Source organism: Microbacterium schleiferi (assembly GCF_020781975.1).
In the GTDB taxonomy this organism is placed as follows: domain Bacteria; phylum Actinomycetota; class Actinomycetes; order Actinomycetales; family Microbacteriaceae; genus Microbacterium.
The window spans coordinates 316236-331237 of record NZ_JAJGNI010000002.1 but is presented as its reverse complement, the minus strand read 5'-3'; the positions used below and the strand labels follow the sequence as shown (position 1 = coordinate 331237).

At 67.2% G+C, this 15002-nt stretch carries 15 protein-coding genes, 1 tRNA gene and 1 pseudogene; 6 read left to right on the top strand and 11 right to left on the bottom strand.

Annotated elements, in window-relative coordinates:
* Nucleotides 1-71: 71 nt before the first annotated feature.
* Nucleotides 72-317 carry a helix-turn-helix domain-containing protein gene (locus LL236_RS03850; protein ID WP_228177469.1) on the bottom strand — a complete coding sequence of 82 codons (246 nt, stop codon included), beginning with the start codon at nucleotides 315-317 and terminating at the stop codon, nucleotides 72-74.
* Between the two features lie 119 nt (nucleotides 318-436).
* Entirely contained in the window at nucleotides 437-1057 is a 621-nt protein-coding gene (locus LL236_RS03845; protein WP_228177468.1) for a hypothetical protein, read from the bottom strand.
* A 291-nt stretch (nucleotides 1058-1348) separates the two neighbouring features.
* Between LL236_RS03845 and LL236_RS03840 the strand changes: the two genes are divergently transcribed.
* On the top strand, nucleotides 1349-3877 hold the full coding sequence (locus LL236_RS03840; RefSeq protein ID WP_228177467.1) for an ATP-dependent Clp protease ATP-binding subunit: 2529 nt from the start codon (nucleotides 1349-1351) through the stop codon (nucleotides 3875-3877).
* A gap of 60 nt (nucleotides 3878-3937) precedes the next feature.
* On the opposite strand, the gene LL236_RS03835 is transcribed toward LL236_RS03840, so the two are convergent.
* Nucleotides 3938-4195, bottom strand: coding sequence for a hypothetical protein (locus LL236_RS03835; RefSeq protein WP_228177466.1), 258 nt, complete (start codon nucleotides 4193-4195; stop codon nucleotides 3938-3940).
* 185 nt (nucleotides 4196-4380) lie between these two features.
* Between LL236_RS03835 and LL236_RS03830 the strand changes: the two genes are divergently transcribed.
* Genes LL236_RS03830 through LL236_RS03815 form a run of 4 tightly spaced genes read left to right on the top strand, consistent with a single transcriptional unit; the run spans nucleotide 4381 to nucleotide 6874 of the window.
* Nucleotides 4381-4887: an amino-acid N-acetyltransferase gene (locus LL236_RS03830; RefSeq protein ID WP_228177465.1), complete on the top strand. Its 507-nt coding sequence runs from the start codon at nucleotides 4381-4383 to the stop codon at nucleotides 4885-4887.
* Nucleotides 4888-4935: 48 nt separating this feature from the next.
* Entirely contained in the window at nucleotides 4936-5736 is an 801-nt protein-coding gene (locus tag LL236_RS03825) for a hypothetical protein (RefSeq protein WP_228177464.1), read from the top strand.
* A complete protein-coding gene (locus LL236_RS03820) occupies nucleotides 5733-6416 on the top strand; it encodes a hypothetical protein (RefSeq protein WP_228177463.1) in 684 nt (227 codons plus the stop codon). The genes LL236_RS03825 and LL236_RS03820 overlap by 4 nt, the downstream gene beginning before the upstream one ends.
* Before the next feature lie 47 nt (nucleotides 6417-6463).
* On the top strand, nucleotides 6464-6874 hold the full coding sequence (locus LL236_RS03815) for a dehydrogenase (RefSeq protein ID WP_228177462.1): 411 nt from the start codon (nucleotides 6464-6466) through the stop codon (nucleotides 6872-6874).
* A gap of 9 nt (nucleotides 6875-6883) precedes the next feature.
* Here the strand turns inward: LL236_RS03815 and radA are convergent, their stop codons facing one another.
* The 8 genes and pseudogenes from radA to LL236_RS03780 form a co-directional block, all read right to left on the bottom strand.
* The gene (radA, locus tag LL236_RS03810; RefSeq protein ID WP_228177461.1) at nucleotides 6884-8269 is read right to left on the bottom strand and encodes a DNA repair protein RadA; all 1386 of its coding nucleotides are present in this window, start codon (nucleotides 8267-8269) and stop codon (nucleotides 6884-6886) included.
* A 302-nt stretch (nucleotides 8270-8571) separates the two neighbouring features.
* Nucleotides 8572-8979, bottom strand: a complete 408-nt coding sequence (locus tag LL236_RS03805; RefSeq protein ID WP_228177460.1) for an acyl-CoA dehydrogenase family protein — start codon at nucleotides 8977-8979, stop codon at nucleotides 8572-8574.
* A 71-nt stretch (nucleotides 8980-9050) separates the two neighbouring features.
* Nucleotides 9051-9365 (bottom strand): annotated as a pseudogene (locus LL236_RS15120) (acyl-CoA dehydrogenase family protein); the annotation flags it as partial.
* Nucleotides 9349-10026 carry a GntR family transcriptional regulator gene (locus LL236_RS03800; RefSeq protein WP_228177459.1) on the bottom strand — a complete coding sequence of 226 codons (678 nt, stop codon included), beginning with the start codon at nucleotides 10024-10026 and terminating at the stop codon, nucleotides 9349-9351. The pseudogene LL236_RS15120 and the gene LL236_RS03800, both read right to left, overlap by 17 nt.
* 178 nt (nucleotides 10027-10204) lie before the next feature.
* Nucleotides 10205-11155 carry an L-lactate dehydrogenase gene (locus LL236_RS03795; RefSeq protein ID WP_228177458.1) on the bottom strand — a complete coding sequence of 317 codons (951 nt, stop codon included), beginning with the start codon at nucleotides 11153-11155 and terminating at the stop codon, nucleotides 10205-10207.
* 24 nt (nucleotides 11156-11179) lie between these two features.
* A complete protein-coding gene (locus tag LL236_RS03790; protein ID WP_228177516.1) occupies nucleotides 11180-12565 on the bottom strand; it encodes an MFS transporter in 1386 nt (461 codons plus the stop codon).
* Nucleotides 12566-12747: 182 nt separating this feature from the next.
* Nucleotides 12748-13272 (bottom strand): ferritin, encoded by a 525-nt coding sequence (locus LL236_RS03785; RefSeq protein WP_228177457.1) that lies wholly within the window; start codon nucleotides 13270-13272, stop codon nucleotides 12748-12750.
* A gap of 50 nt (nucleotides 13273-13322) precedes the next feature.
* A complete protein-coding gene (locus LL236_RS03780; protein ID WP_228177456.1) occupies nucleotides 13323-14693 on the bottom strand; it encodes an amidohydrolase in 1371 nt (456 codons plus the stop codon).
* 156 nt (nucleotides 14694-14849) lie between these two features.
* Between LL236_RS03780 and LL236_RS03775 the strand changes: the two genes are divergently transcribed.
* A tRNA-Ser gene (locus tag LL236_RS03775) sits at nucleotides 14850-14940 on the top strand.
* Nucleotides 14941-15002: the final 62 nt, after the last annotated feature.

Sequence of the window (15002 nt, the reverse complement as noted above, 5' to 3'; positions counted from 1 at the left end):
ACACGCCGTGAGCGACGGCGCCCGCGCACGGTTTGGGGCAAACGAACGGATACTAGCGCGCGGGCGGATGCCTAGTCCGATCCGTCGGCACGGACGAGGAGGTCGCCGACTTCGCAATCCAGCGCGTGGCAGATCGCCGACAGAGTCGAGTAGCGGATGGCGCGAGCGCGATCGTTCTTGAGGATCGAGAGATTCACCACCGAGACGCCGACAAGCTCGGACAGTCGGGTGAGCGTCATCCCGCGTTCGGCGAGCAACTCGTCGAGACGACAGTGGATCCCGCTCGCTCCGTCGTCCTCGGCTTCGGCGGGGCTCACACCAGTCCCTCGGTGTCGCGCTGCATGCGTGAACCGTAGCGGAAGATCACGGCCAGAGCCGCGAGCCCAGGTCGGTCCACGCAACGGTCACGAGAAACGTCCTTCGGTTGCGTCACGACTCATACGAGGCCCTCGGTGTCGCGCTGCATCCTGCGCATCGCCTGGAAGACGTAGCCGAGAGCCAGGACGGCGAACCCGACGAGGGGGACGGCGAACCCCCAACCGTCGACCCCGAACCCGACAAGCAGGATGCCGCCGAGGGCATCGTTGGTCGCACGGGCAGCCTCCATCGAGCCGAAGCCCTGCGCGGCGGTGCCGATCAGTGGTCCCAGCACGAGAGCGAATCCGGCCGCAAACGTGAACCGGTGCAGCGCGACCGGAAAGCGCATCTCCGAGGAGATGGACCAGAGGAGCCATGTCACCGCCAGCGCCACGATGATCGCCGTGAGGGCGAGCATGATCGCACCGACGGCGAAGAGAACCCGTGAAGATGCAACGAGGTCTGTCGTAACCGCTACCGTGTCGATGGATGCTGACACGGCAGCATCGCTGGCAACTGGGGTGGCCCCGTTGGCCAGGAGGTTCACCGTGACCTCGGGTGAGGTGAGCATCCACACCGCGCGAGAAACCTGTGCGGTTGCGAGGGCAACGCCCAGTAGCGCGGTGATGACGGCGATCACGCGAATAGTGATGCGATCAGGCCGCGCGGGCATGACTACTGCATCCGGAGAGACTGCCATGCTCGACTCCTTATCGAATATCGTTGTTATCGGTAAACGATAAGACGGGTCGCGCCAGCCGTCAACTGCGGTGCGGGATAGGCACGTAGGCGACTCGCTTGCCGCAATCTGCGGTGTGACTGCGGTGGCCGCGGCGTGTTGCGGCAAACGAGCGAGAGGTTCCGTCAAAGGTCCGCCCCGGTATGCCCCCAGCGAACAGCGGCATACCCTGCGCGCCCGATCGTTACTCTCGATGTACGACGCCAGCAGTGGGTCAGCATCCAGCGACTCACCGGCCGAAGGAGTAAGCGGATGTTCGAGAGATTCACCGACCGTGCCCGTCGCGTGGTTGTGCTCGCCCAAGAAGAGGCGAAGATGCTCAACCACAACTACATCGGCACCGAGCACATCCTCCTGGGTCTGATCCATGAGGGTGAGGGCGTTGCTGCCAAGGCGCTCGAGTCGCTCGGCATTTCGCTCGATGCCGTGCGCGAGCAGGTGCAAGACATCATCGGCCAGGGCCAACAGCAGCCGACGGGACACATTCCGTTCACACCGCGCGCCAAGAAGGTGCTTGAGCTGTCGCTGCGCGAGGCGCTGCAGCTCGGCCACAACTACATCGGCACCGAGCACATCCTGCTCGGCCTCATCCGTGAGGGCGAGGGCGTTGCCGCTCAGGTGCTCGTCAAGCTCGGCGCCGACCTCAACAAGGTGCGCCAGCAGGTCATCCAGTTGCTCTCGGGCTACCAGGGCAAGGAGCCCGCGGGTGTCGCCACAGGCGCCGGCGAGCAGGCCCAGGGCACAGCTCAGGGCGGATCGCAGGTGCTCGACCAGTTCGGTCGCAACCTCACCCAGGCTGCTCGCGACAACAAGCTCGACCCCGTCATCGGGCGCGAGAAGGAAATCGAGCGGGTCATGCAGATCCTCTCGCGTCGCTCCAAGAACAACCCCGTGCTGATCGGTGAGCCCGGCGTCGGCAAGACCGCCGTCGTCGAGGGTCTCGCGCAGGCGATCGTGAAGGGTGACGTTCCCGAGACGCTGAAGGACAAGCAGCTCTACTCGCTCGACCTCGGTTCGCTCATCGCCGGGTCCCGCTACCGCGGCGACTTCGAAGAGCGCCTGAAGAAGGTCACCAAGGAGATCCGCACCCGCGGCGACATCATCGTGTTCATCGACGAGATCCACACCCTCGTCGGTGCCGGTGCCGCCGAAGGTGCGATCGACGCGGCATCCATTCTGAAGCCGCTGCTCGCGCGTGGCGAGCTCCAGACCATCGGTGCCACGACCCTGGACGAGTACCGCAAGCACTTCGAGAAGGATGCTGCGCTCGAGCGCCGCTTCCAGCCGATCCAGGTCGCCGAGCCGAGCCTGCCCCACGCGATCAACATCCTGAAGGGGCTGCGCGACCGGTACGAGGCTCACCACAAGGTGCAGATCACGGATGGCGCGATCGTCGCCGCCGCGAACCTCGCCGACCGCTACGTCAGCGACCGCTTCCTGCCCGACAAGGCGATCGACCTGATCGATGAGGCCGGCGCGCGCCTGCGCCTGAGCATCCTGTCGAGCCCGCCCGAGCTTCGCGAGTTCGACGAGAAGATCGCCAAGGTTCGGGAGCAGAAGGAAGCTGCGTCGGAAGACCAGGACTTCGAGAAGGCAGCGGCGCTGCGCGACGAGGAGAAGAGCCTGCTCGCCGAGCGGCTGCGCCTCGAGAAGCAGTGGCGTTCGGGCGAGGTCTCATCGCCCGCGGTGGTCGACGAGGGTCTGATCGCCGAGGTGCTCGCCCAGGCCACCGGCATCCCGGTGTTCAAGCTCACCGAGGAGGAATCCAGCCGCCTGGTCTTCATGGAGAAGGCGCTGCACCAGCGCGTCATCGGCCAGGAAGAGGCGATCGCCGCGCTGTCCAAGACGATCCGCCGCACGCGTGCGGGTCTGAAGGACCCCAAGCGCCCCTCCGGTTCGTTCATCTTCGCCGGTCCGACCGGTGTCGGAAAGACCGAGCTTGCCAAGGCGCTCGCCGAGTTCCTGTTCGACGACGAGGGCGCCCTGATCTCGCTCGACATGAGCGAGTTCGGTGAGAAGCACACGGTTTCGCGACTGTTCGGTGCCCCTCCCGGATTCGTCGGGTTCGAAGAGGGCGGCCAGCTCACCGAGAAGGTGCGCCGCAAGCCGTTCTCGGTCGTACTGTTCGACGAGATCGAGAAGGCTCACCCCGACATCTTCAACTCGCTCCTGCAGATCCTCGAAGAGGGCCGCTTGACCGACGGTCAGGGCCGCATCGTGGACTTCAAGAACACGGTCATCATCATGACCACGAACCTCGGTTCGCAGGCTATCGCCGGCGGCCCGGTCGGGTTCCAGGTCGAGGGTGACACCGCGACGTCCTACGACCGGATGAAGGGCAAGGTGAACGAGGAGCTCAAGCGCCACTTCAAGCCCGAGTTCCTGAACCGTGTCGACGACATCATCGTGTTCCCGCAGCTCGACAAGGATGAACTGCGCCAGATTGTGGACCTGTTCACGAAGCGGCTGGGCGAGCGCCTGCTGGATCGCGATATGACGATCGAGCTGTCGCTGGCCGCAAAGGATCGCCTTATCGAGGTCGGCTTCGACCCGGCACTGGGTGCTCGGCCGCTGCGCCGCGCGATGCAGCACGAGATCGAGGACCAGCTTTCCGAGAAGATCCTGCACGGCGAACTGAACCCCGGCGATCACGTCAAGGTGGATGCCGAGAACGGCCAGTTCCTGTTCGAGCACGGTCCGCGCGGCGAGAAGGTCGCGGTCGGTGTGGTCTCCGGTGGCGACATCACGATCACCCCTGACCTGGCGATCACCTCGGACTGATCCCGGCACAGGCTGAGAGGGGGACGGATGCTTCGGCATCCGTCCCCTTCCTCGTTACGCTCAGGCCGCCGCGGCAGGAACGACGAGCGCCGCAACGGCAATGTCGAGCACGATCGACTGCCGCACTTCGACTGCATGGTCGTAGCGGGCTCCGGCGAGGGCGACATAGACCCCGCCGACGATGTCGATGTAGCCCACGACCTCATCTGCCCGGTGCACTTCGTACGTGGTCGGGCCGATGAGGACTACCGACTCGGGTGGGGGCGCGGTGGCGCGTGGCGCGGCTGCCGGTGTGGTGCTCGATGTCGTGGGGACCATGGTGGCTCCTCCCGTAAGAGGGATGGATCTGCTCCTGAAGGGTCCACCCTCACCGGGCGAAACGATGGGGGCTTGACATCACCGCGCGATCGGTGGTGTTGCCTCGATCATCTGCCGCGCGGGCGATTCAGGGAAGGGGCCTGCCTGGCAGAGTCCTCGGAGTGTTCGCGCTCTAGGCTGGGAGGATGACCGGTTTCAGCGTCCGCCCCGCCCGCACGGGGGACGTGCGCGGCATCCAGGCCCTTCTGGAGCCCTGGGTGCAGCGGCGAGTGCTCCTCGGCAAGGACCTCGTGGTGCTGTTCGAGTCGGTGCAGCAGTTCACCGTCGCAGAGGATGCCGAGGGCAACCTGATCGGCTGTGGTGCGCTGCACGTCATGTGGGACGACCTCGGTGAGATCCGTACGCTCATCGTCGCCGATGAGTGGCTGCATCACGGTGTGGGTCGCGCGATCGTCGACCGTCTAGAGGAGAACGCCCGCGCCCTGGGGCTGCGCCGGCTGTTCTGCCTGACCTTCGAGGTGGAGTTCTTCTCGGCCCGCGGTTTTGAGGTGATCGGCGAGCAGGTCGTCGACCCGGATGTCTACTCCCAGCTCATCCGCTCCCCCGATGAGGGCGTCGCCGAATTCCTGGATCTCGCGCATGTGAAGCCGAACACGCTCGGCAACACCCGGATGCTGAAAACCTTCGGGTAGGGCGCATCGACCCTTGCGCGCACCCGGCGTGCGTGGGACTGTGCCGTCATGGCACGTTTCTCGCAGCCTGACCCCAGCCGCGCAACGCGACGGACTGTCCTCACTGCCCTCGTCGCGGTGATCGTCATCTCGTTCGCGATCGCCGCCGTGGCCGGGATCACCGTGCTGCTGATCGGGCCGGAGGGCGATCTGATGAGCCGCGTCCTCGTGACGACGCTGATCGTCGGGGGGTTTAGCATCGGCGCCCTATCGTGTCTGGCCCTGTGGGGACGCCCCGCGCATTCGTTCGGCGTCGCCGGCGCTGGCGTGAACGCTGCTTCTGCCGTCGTTGCCCTGATCAGCGCGTGGGCCGAGCAGGGCTCGGACGACTTCTGGAGGATACTCAATCGGCTCCTCGTGAGCGGGCTGATCATCTCCGCAGTCTGGGCGCTGGCCGCACTGATGCTCCTGCTCTCGCAACGGCATCGTCCCATCATCCGAATCGGACTCGCAGCCACGCTGGTCGCCCTGGGGGTCACAACGGCGCTCGCGGTAGCCGGGGTGTGGTGGGATGCCATCGCGGATGCCGATATCTATCCGCGAGCGCTCGGCACGCTCGGCATCCTCAGTGCGCTGGGCGTCGTGGTCGTTCCCGTGCTCGCGCTCCTGCTGCGGGACAGCCCGGCCACAAGCGTGCCGCGGGACTTTCCCGCCGATGTCGCGAACCACCTTCTCGAAACGGCTCGCCGCCGTGGCGTGAGCGTCGCGGAGCTTGTCGCGCCCGTACTCGACGAGCCCACCGGCTCCTCGAGTGACCACGGGCGCGCCGATCAGGGGTCGAACGGCACCACGCCTACCCTGGAGGCATGAGCACTCAGCCCCCGCGCCGTCGCCCGTCGCCGGGTGTGTACCGGCGCCGCCGGCTCATCGTGCTCCTCGCACTGATAGCGATCATCGCCGCGATTGTCTGGTTGTTCGTGGCTCAACCGTGGTCGAGTGCAGCGCAGCCGGATGCCGACCCAAAGTCGACACGCACGTCATCCGCCGCTCCGAGCCCGAGCATGTCGACGCCCGCCCCGACCGACTCGCCGACACCCGATGCTGCGGCGACCACCGAACCCGGGCCGCTCGAGACAGCGCCCCCGACGTGTACGCGTGGCGACGTGATTGTCGAGGCCCTCACGGATCAGGATGAATACGGCTCGGGTCAGAACCCGCAACTGTCGATTCGGCTGACGAACACCTCGGATTCGTCGTGCACGATGAACGTGGGAACCACCACGCAGTCGTTCACGATTACCAGCGGCAGCGACACGTGGTGGCGCTCGACCGACTGCCAGACGGAACCGAGTGACATGATCGTCACGCTTGAGGCGGGCCAGACTGTCGACAGTTCGACACCGCTGACGTGGGACCGCACTCGTTCCTCTGTGAGTACCTGCGACTCCGAGTCTCGGCCCACGGCAGGCGGGGGCGGTGCGTCGTACCATCTCGCCGTCGAGATCGGCGGCGTCGCATCGAGTCAGACGAAGCAGTTCTTCCTCTACTGAGCTGACCGGATTCCGGGAGGCGTCGGCTGCTCATCTACCCTGGAAGGATGGCTGGGAAGAAAGGCGCGAAGCCGCTGGAGTTCCGCAATACGCAGCTGGCTGACGCGCTCCAGACGCAGGACATGGCAGCAGTGGCGTTCGCGCTGCGGCATGGTCCGACCGTGGTTCCGCTGATGAAGCCTGGCCAGCGCGACAACCCGCTCGACGTCGGCGAGGTGTGGACCTTCCGTGACCCGAACACCGGCCAGGTGGCGCTCCTCCTCTTCAGCGACGCGGTGAACAAGCCCGCGACCCTCCCGCCAGCTGTCGCGCTCATGCCGCCGGCGAGTCTCAAGACCTTCCTCGAGGTGCACCGTGACGAGATCACGACGGTCTTCTTCGATCTGGCGGGACCTCACCCGATGCAGGCGAGCCCGGCGGACGTGCTTGTCGCTCTGGAGGTCAACCCCGAGGACTGACGCGGTCGTCTAGAAGCCCGGCTCGTCGTCGGGGCCTCCGGCAGCGGGCCGTCGTCCCGGACGCACGGTGTGCAGACTCAGGTCGCCGAGGGCGCCCCGCAGGTTCTTGGATGCGGCATCGACGACGGTCCGGTACCCGAGGCGTTCGGCCTCGGCCCGCCGCTGGGCTGCCTGCATCACGGGTCGAATCTCGCCCGCGAGGCTCAGCTCACCGATCGCTGCAGTCCCCTTGGCGAGGGCGGTCTCGCTCACGGCGTTGGCAACGGCAACGGCAATGGCGAGATCCGCGGCCGGCTCGGCCAGGCGCACCCCACCGACGGTGGAGACGTACACGTCGTGGTCGCTGACGACGATGCCCGCTCGGCGTTCGAGCACGGCGAGCACCATGGCAACCCGTGAGGCCTCGACGCCGTTGACGATGCGGCGGGGGTTCGGGGCCGAGGTTTTGATCGTGAGCGCCTGCACCTCGACAGGTAGGGCCCGGCGACCTTCCATCGCGATCGTGACACACGTCCCGGCGACCGGGTCGCCGTGACCGAGGAACAGCGCGCTCGGGTCTGCCACTTCCTGGATGCCGTCGCCGGCCATGTCGAAGCATCCGACTTCATCTGTCGGACCGAACCGGTTCTTCAGGGCTCGAACGAAGCGCAGCGAGCTTTGGCGGTCGCCCTCGAAGTGGCAGACGACATCGACGAGGTGTTCGAGGATGCGGGGGCCGGCGATCGAGCCGTCCTTGGTCACATGCCCCACGATGATGACCGGCAGGCCGCGTTCCTTGGCAACGCGGATGAGGGTCGAGGCCACCTCGCGCACCTGCGACGGGTGACCTGCCGCGCCCTCGTGCATCGCCGACGAGACGGTTTGCACCGAGTCGACGATCAGCAGGCTCGGCTGTACTTCGTCGACGTTGCCGAGAATCGTCGCAAGGTCGGTCTCACTCGCAAGGTAGAGCTCGTCGTGCAGGGCGCCCGTGCGCGATGCCCGCAGTCTCACCTGCGCGACGGACTCCTCGGCGCTTGCGTAAAGAACACGGTGACCGGATGCTGCGGAGTGCGCCGCGACATCCAGCAGCAGCGTTGACTTTCCGACCCCCGGTTCGCCGGAGAGCAGGATCGCCGCACCGGGGACGAGGCCGCCGCCGAGCACGCGGTCGAACTCACCGATACCCGTCGTGCGACGGGGCGCGTCGGATGCCGACACCCGCGTGATCGGTTGCGCTGCCCGATCCGAACTCGGCGCCGTCGGGGCGAGCGTGCGCACGATGCCGGTCTGCTCGGCTGCCTCGACGACAGTTCCCCACTGCTGGCATTCGCCGCAGCGGCCGACCCATTTGACCGTCGTCCATCCGCACTCGGTGCACCGGTACGGGGCGGCGGTCGTTGGGCGTTTGGCCATGCGATCAGGCTAGCCGCGGCATCCGACACCGCCGCCCGGCGCGCCCTCGCCTGTGGCTAACTCCTCACATCCGACCGGCACGGGCCCAAGCCGGCATGACCGAAGCCGGAGATGTGGCGTTCTTGAGGAGTTGGCGACGCCGGCCCGCGCTGGTGCGCGCCGGGTGGCTCTGTCGCTGCCCCGGACGGGGCGGCCACCCCGCCCGGAGCCAACTCCTCACACCCGCTGCGGCCAAGCCCGGGAACCAGCGCCCTGGGCGGGAGGGCCGCCAGGATTGAGGAGTTCGTGACGCATGCCGCGGGTCAGTCGGCGGTGAGGACGGCCTCGCCGACGACCTGCTGGGCCAGGGGCACCGAGTACGCCATGAGGGCTCCGGCCTGGGCGTCGCGGAAGATCCGCTGAATCGGCGAGCTCAGCAGGAAACTCCCGCCACCGCCGACCCGGAGTGCCTCCGCTGCAGCCTGCTTGGCGACCTCGTTCGCGAGCATCGTCGATTCGGCGGCGGCGGGCATGGCCTCCTCGGAACGCTCGTCGGCGAGCCACGCGACGCGCTCCGCGAACAGGCGTGCTGCCTGCAGCTGCGTCCACAGCATGCCGGTCTCCATCTGCACCCACTGGTTCTCGGACTGTGACGGGGCGCCGCCTTTGCTCTTTCGGGCGGCGGCAGCGTAGGCATCCATCGCAGACTCGGCGATGCCGATCGAGAGCATCGCGAATCCGACGGTGATGAGGTTCGCATAGTCGGCGGGCGGGATGCCAGCAGCGGCGTGTTCTCGAAAAGGACAGTGCGGCTGCGCGTTGCGCGCATCCCGACGGTCTCGTCGATGGGCGGGAAGCTGATGCTGTCATCGACCGTCACCCCGAAGAAGGCCGGGGTCCCGTCGATGCTCGTGTTGACGAGCATGTGGTCTGCGGCCTCCGAGCCCGAGACGAACACCTTGCGGCCGGTGAGCACCCAGTTCTCGCCGGCGGGAGTCGCGTTCTGCTGGGGTGCGAGGAAGAACCTGCCGCCCGCGGGTTCGGAGAGGGCGTTGACGAAGCGCTCGCCGGCGCGCAGTTTGGCTGCGAAGAAGGCAGCCTCATCGGGAGCGGACATCGTCACGAGCGCGTGCGCTGCGCCGATGTGCATGAGCCAGACCGTGGCGACGGCGGGGTGGTGGGAGGCGAGGATGCGGACGGTGTGCGCCAGCGTCACATAGGACAGGCCCTGGCCGCCATGCTCCGGTGGAAGGAAGGCGGCATCCAGCCCCGATGCGGACAGGGTCGAACTCCGCGGGCAGTTCGTCCGGAATCGGCACCGTGTCGTCGGCGATCATCGCGACGGCGCCATCCGCCCGCCACCGCTTGCGAACGGCCAGTCGAGTCGTGTCTGCAGGCCGTTCCATCACGGCGCCGATCTCAGCGCCCAGGGGCAGGGTGCGGGACTCGAGCACCTCCACCTCGGCGTGGTAGCCGAGTCGGTCGAGGAGCTCGGTGTGTTCGAACTGCTCCTCCAGGCGGACGCTCAACCGCAGCGCGATCGGATCCACCGTGGTCACCGTGCCCTGTCGCCGCCGCACGATCCCCTGCGCCTCGAGCTGGGCCATCGCGTTGCGCAGTTGCTGGCGACTGCACTCCAGGCGCGCCGTCAACTCCAGTTCCCCGGGCAACGGGGCCCCGAGCGCCGCCGCCTCGCGCACGTAGCGCAGGAGCCCATGCTGGACGCGCATCGTGTCCGCGTCGCCACCCGGGCGTGGCAGCGGGAGGTAGGTGGTCACGGGTTCTCCTCACACGGACGCGTTCGCAGTGGGGCTGACCACACGCTATCGGTCCGCCACGGCATCCGTCGCCAACTCAGCAGGACCGGCGCCATCGGCCCGCTCCTGCTGTGCCGAGTCGCCGAAGTTCCGCCGATCGTGAGGAGTTAGCGACGCCTGCGGGAGCGCCCGATCCAGGTCAGCGCAGGGAGGTCGCCACCTCGCGCAGGGCGTCGGCGGAGCGGCGCAGCAGGGCGAGTTCATTCAGAGAGAACGGTGTCTCGCGGATCGGGAACGCGCCGCGGGAGTTCACGATCGAGGGCACGGAGAGAGCGACGCCATCGATCCCGTGGAAGTCCTTCAGTACGGTGCTCACCGGCAGGACCGCGTGCTCATCGCTCAGGATCGCCTCGATGATCCGAGCCGACGACAGCCCGATCGCGTAGTTGGTCGCGCCCTTGCCCTGGATGACCTTGTAGGCGGCATCCCGAACATCGACGGTGATCGCGTCGAGCTCATCGACCGTCATGCGGGGGTGGCCCTCCGACTCCCAGTCGAGGATCGGAACCGTCCCGATCATCGCGTGGGACCACAGCGCGAACTCGGTATCCCCATGTTCGCCGATGATGTGCGCGTGAACGCTCGAGGTCGCCACCCCAGCGCGCTGAGCGAGCTTCCAGCGCAGCCGGGACGTGTCGAGCACGGTTCCCGACGCGAACAGTCGCTCCGGAGGAAGCCCGGTCTCCTCCTGTGCGAGCACCGTCAGCACATCGCACGGGTTGGTCACGATCACGTAGACCGCGTCGGGGGCGACTTCCAGCAGCTGAGGCAGCATCTTTCGCAGGATGCCGGCATTCACGCCCGCAAGCTCGATGCGGCTCTGCCCCGGGTTCTGCTTCGCGCCGGCGGTGATCACGACGACGTGCGAACCCGCGGCTACCGAGATGTCGCTGCCGCCGGTGATGTCGCTCGTGCCGGTGAACAGGGTGCCGTGAGCGAGATCGAGAACCTCGGCATCCACCTTCGCGGTATTGATGTCGTAGAGGGCGACATGGCGGGCTGAGCCGCGGATGAGGGCGGCGTAGGCGACGCTTGATCCGACGCTGCCGGCGCCGACGACGGTGACTTTCGAGTTCTCGATCACACTCATGAGGGACAGTCTTACAGGTCGGTGTTACGCGCCGGTAGCCGGCTCCGCCCGATTCTCGACTGGTGCGACGTCGGAGTTCCGGATGCCGAGGAACGACACGATCCCGCCAGCCACCATGAGTCCGGCGGTGACGATCGCGGCGCGGCGGAATCCGTCAAGATCGAGGCTGCCGGCGACGATCGTCGCGAGCGTCGCGATGATGAGAAGCCCGGCGATGCGCGCGATGGCGTTGTTCACGGCGGAGGCGATGCCGGAGCGGGCCGGATCCACCGCGCCGAGGATCGCCGCGGTGAGGGGCGAGACCGTGATGGCAAGCCCAAGTCCGAAGAGGATGAGCCCCGGAAGGAGTTGGAGCCAGTAGTTGACGGGGTCGGTGACCGTGAGAAGCAGCAGCGATCCGCCGGCCATCACGAGCGGTCCGACGGTCATGAAGATCCGCGGCCCGAAGCGGTCGGACAGGGACCCCATCGATGCGCTCAGCAGCACCATCATGACGGTGGTCGGCAGGCTCGCAAGCCCCGCGAGAGTCGCCGAGAACCCAGCCTCCTGCTGCAGGTAGACCGTGACGACGAAGCCGTTGAGCGAGAGCGCTGCGTACACGAACAGGGTCGCGATGTTCCCGGTCCAGAAGTTGCGGATGCGGAAGAGGTCAAGCGGCAACATCGGCGCCGTCGCCGACCGCTGACGCCAGAGGAAGAGCGCGAACAGAAGGATGCCGGCCGCGAACGTCCCCCAGATCACGGGCGATCCCCATCCGAGGTTCGGTTGTTCGATCAGCGCGAAGACCGCCCCGCCGAGTCCGAAGGTGCACAGGGCGGCGCCGATCCAGTCGATGCGAGCGTCGGGGCGGCGCTCGTCGCGCTCGCCGAGGGTGTGGAGGAGCCACAGGGTGATGCCGATCGGTACGACGTTGATGACGAACGCGAACCGCCACGACAGGTAGTCGACGAAGACGCCGCCGATGAGGGGCCCGACGATCATGGCGCCGGTGGTCATGGCCGTCCAGATGCCGATCGCCCGGCCGCGCATCGCGCCGTCGAAGCGCGAGGTGATGAGCGCCAGCGAGCTGGGAACGAGGAACGCGCCCGCCGCACCCTGCACGGCGCGGGCGATGATCAGGATGACGGGGTCTGGCGCGATCGCGATCACGACGGATGCCGCGGCGAATCCGTAGAGGCCGATGCGCAGCACGAGCAGCCTGCCGAAGGCATCCGAGATCGAACCGGCGAGCAGGATGAGTGATCCGAGGGTGATGAGGTAGGCGTCCACCACCCACTGCTGGGTCGTGAGTCCGCCGCCGAGCTCGGTCTCGATCGCGGGAAGGGCGACGTTGATGAGCGTGCCGTCGAGGAACGCGACGAACGATGCCAGGATCGCAATCGTGAGGATGAGTCGCTGCGATCGACTCATGCGAGATGCCACACCGTCACGCTACGCGCTTCGCGCGGCGGTGGGGTCGCTCAGATCGGCCCGCGATCCGATCAGCCCGCGCTCGCCGAGCCCACACCTCGCGCGTCGAACCCACACCTTTTCGCGGCCGGATCCTGTGGGTTGGCGGCCGAAGGTGTGGGTTCGACGGATGGAAGGTCGGGCTAGAGCGCGCCGCCGGCAGCGGGCGGGGCGTCGGCTTCGGTCGAGTCGCCGTTGGGCATGTCGCGCGCGACGAAGTTCTCGATGTCGAAGAGGTTCGTGGTGCGCTCCGCGATGTTGAGGAGCGTGGTCATCGACGCGACCTCCTCGACCTGCTCCTTCAGGAACCACAGCATCGCCTGCTCGCCCAGTCCGTCGCTCTCGGCGCGGGCCGCGGCGAAGAGCGCCTCGATCTGTGACGAAACGCGCTTCTCCTGCTCGAGTGCCAGGCGGATCGGCTCGGCGTGGTCGGCGAAGTCGGTGCGCACAGCTGGAACGCCGGGGATGGTCACGCCCATGTCGCGGTCGAGGCGGTACTGGATGAGCATCATCGCGTGGTTGCGCTCTTCGACGGACTGGCGGTAGAAGTGGCGCGCGAGCTGCGGCAGGTCGTGGTCGTCGTACCAAACGGCGATGGCGATGTACTGCTGGCTGGCGGCGAACTCGTGGCCGATCTGCTCTGACAGCAGTTGGTCGAACGTGGTCATGACACTCCGATCGGGTCGCGAAACTCTCCCTCCCATCCTGGCAGAGTGCGCTACTGCGAGAACAGTCCGGCGGGGTCGCCGACCGATGCGAGGTAGGCGGCGCGGCGCGCGAACAGTGCGGGGACGCGGTCGCGGACCTCCGCGATGAGTTCGCCGAGATCGGCGGTGGTGAGGATGCCGTCGGCGACGACAGTGCGACCGGCGACGACCACCCGATCGACGTCGCTGCCGCGGACGGCGTGCACGAGGTTGTGGTGGATGTTGGCGTGCGATCCGGCCGGCAACAGGGGAGTCATCCGTGGTGTATCGGTCCGCACCGCGATCAGATCGGCCTGCTTGCCGGGTTCGAGGGAGCCGAGCCGGTCCCCCTGACCGATGGCCCGCGCCCCGCCGATCGTGGCCATTTCGAGGACCTGCCACGAGTCCATGGCTGCGGCATCCATCTTTCGCAGTTTGCCGAGCAGGGAGGCGACTTTCATCTCCTCGAACATGTCGAGGTTGTTGTTCTCTTTCTCGCCATCGGTGCCGATGGCGACGTTCACCCCGGCCTCGAGCATCTCGGCGATCGGCGCGATGCCGCTGGCGAGCTTCATGTTGCTGACGGGGTTGTGGGAGACGCCGACTCCGCGCTCAGCGACCAGCTCGATCTCGTCGGCGTCCAGCCAGACGGCGTGAGCGATCATGGCGCGGGGCGTGTCGAAGAAGCCCATGCGCTCGAGGGCATGCATCGGTCGCAGGCCGGTGCGCTCGGCGAAGATCCCCACATCCAACTCGGACTCGCTGCAGTGGGTGTAGATGCCGGCTCCATAGTCGCGGGCCATCGCGACGGCGCGGGCGCGGCCGGCGTCGTCGGCGTAGAACGGATGCTCCAGCCCGACCCAGGGCATGATGCGCCCGCCGCCGGCGCCCGTCCAATCGCGCAGCATCCGCTCGTTGTCGTCGAGGGTGTCGAAGTAGTCGAAATCCGGGTGCTCGCCGACATAGTTGACGGTCACGAGCCGGTTGCCGAGTTCGACCGCGGCGCTCGCAGCTCGATCCATGTACCGCCACATGTCCACGACCGTCGTCGTGCCCGAAAGCAGACCCTCGGCGTAGCAAAGCCACGCGGCAGCCGCGGCGTCGGCCGGCTCAAGCACCCGGTGCATCGGATCGATGTGCACGCGCAGCCACTCGTACACCGGCAGGTGCTCGGCGGTGCCGCGCAAGAGACCTGAATGGTGGTGGCCGTTGATCAGGCCCGGCATCAGCACCCGGTCGGCGAGGTGCGTGTGCGCGGCATCCGGATGCAGCTGCAGCAGTTTCTCGCGAACCCCGACGCTGACGATGGCGTCGCCGTCAATCGCCACGCCCGCATCTGTGAGGACGCTGCGAGAGGCATCCATCGGAACGAGGATGTCGGCGGTGAGGAGGTGCACGCTCATGGCTTCCGTTCTGGCGCCGCAACCGATGGCGACGCTCGCTGCCCGCGACGCTATCGCCGGTTCATGTCGGCGCGGTTTCGACGGGGTGTACCGCGTGCCGGATGCCGCCGCGACCAGGATTTCTGCGGGGCCGCGGCGTGTCGTAAGCTGGACGACGGTGACGTGTCCGAGCGGCCGAAGGTGCAACTCTCGAAAAGTTGTGTAGGGTAACCCCCTACCGTGGGTTCAAATCCCACCGTCACCGCCATGTGCAAGGCCCCGAGATCCGCGGAATAACGCGGGAATCGGGGCCTTCGTCATTCGCCAATC

What these genes read in the sequence shown, in the direction of transcription:
- LL236_RS03845 (WP_228177468.1), bottom strand. Translation starts at nt 1,057, where the DNA reads ATGGCAGTCTCTCCGGATGCAGTAGTCATGCCCGCGCGGCCTGATCGC.
- LL236_RS03840 (WP_228177467.1), top strand. Translation starts at nt 1,349, where the DNA reads ATGTTCGAGAGATTCACCGACCGTGCCCGTCGCGTGGTTGTGCTCGCC.
- LL236_RS03835 (WP_228177466.1), bottom strand. Translation starts at nt 4,195, where the DNA reads ATGGTCCCCACGACATCGAGCACCACACCGGCAGCCGCGCCACGCGCC.
- LL236_RS03830 (WP_228177465.1), top strand. Translation starts at nt 4,381, where the DNA reads ATGACCGGTTTCAGCGTCCGCCCCGCCCGCACGGGGGACGTGCGCGGC.
- LL236_RS03825 (WP_228177464.1), top strand. Translation starts at nt 4,936, where the DNA reads ATGGCACGTTTCTCGCAGCCTGACCCCAGCCGCGCAACGCGACGGACT.
- LL236_RS03820 (WP_228177463.1), top strand. Translation starts at nt 5,733, where the DNA reads ATGAGCACTCAGCCCCCGCGCCGTCGCCCGTCGCCGGGTGTGTACCGG.
- LL236_RS03815 (WP_228177462.1), top strand. Translation starts at nt 6,464, where the DNA reads ATGGCTGGGAAGAAAGGCGCGAAGCCGCTGGAGTTCCGCAATACGCAG.
- radA (WP_228177461.1), bottom strand. Translation starts at nt 8,269, where the DNA reads ATGGCCAAACGCCCAACGACCGCCGCCCCGTACCGGTGCACCGAGTGC.
- LL236_RS03805 (WP_228177460.1), bottom strand. Translation starts at nt 8,979, where the DNA reads ATGCTCTCGATCGGCATCGCCGAGTCTGCGATGGATGCCTACGCTGCC.
- LL236_RS03795 (WP_228177458.1), bottom strand. Translation starts at nt 11,155, where the DNA reads ATGAGTGTGATCGAGAACTCGAAAGTCACCGTCGTCGGCGCCGGCAGC.
- LL236_RS03790 (WP_228177516.1), bottom strand. Translation starts at nt 12,565, where the DNA reads ATGAGTCGATCGCAGCGACTCATCCTCACGATTGCGATCCTGGCATCG.
- LL236_RS03785 (WP_228177457.1), bottom strand. Translation starts at nt 13,272, where the DNA reads ATGACCACGTTCGACCAACTGCTGTCAGAGCAGATCGGCCACGAGTTC.
- LL236_RS03780 (WP_228177456.1), bottom strand. Translation starts at nt 14,693, where the DNA reads ATGAGCGTGCACCTCCTCACCGCCGACATCCTCGTTCCGATGGATGCC.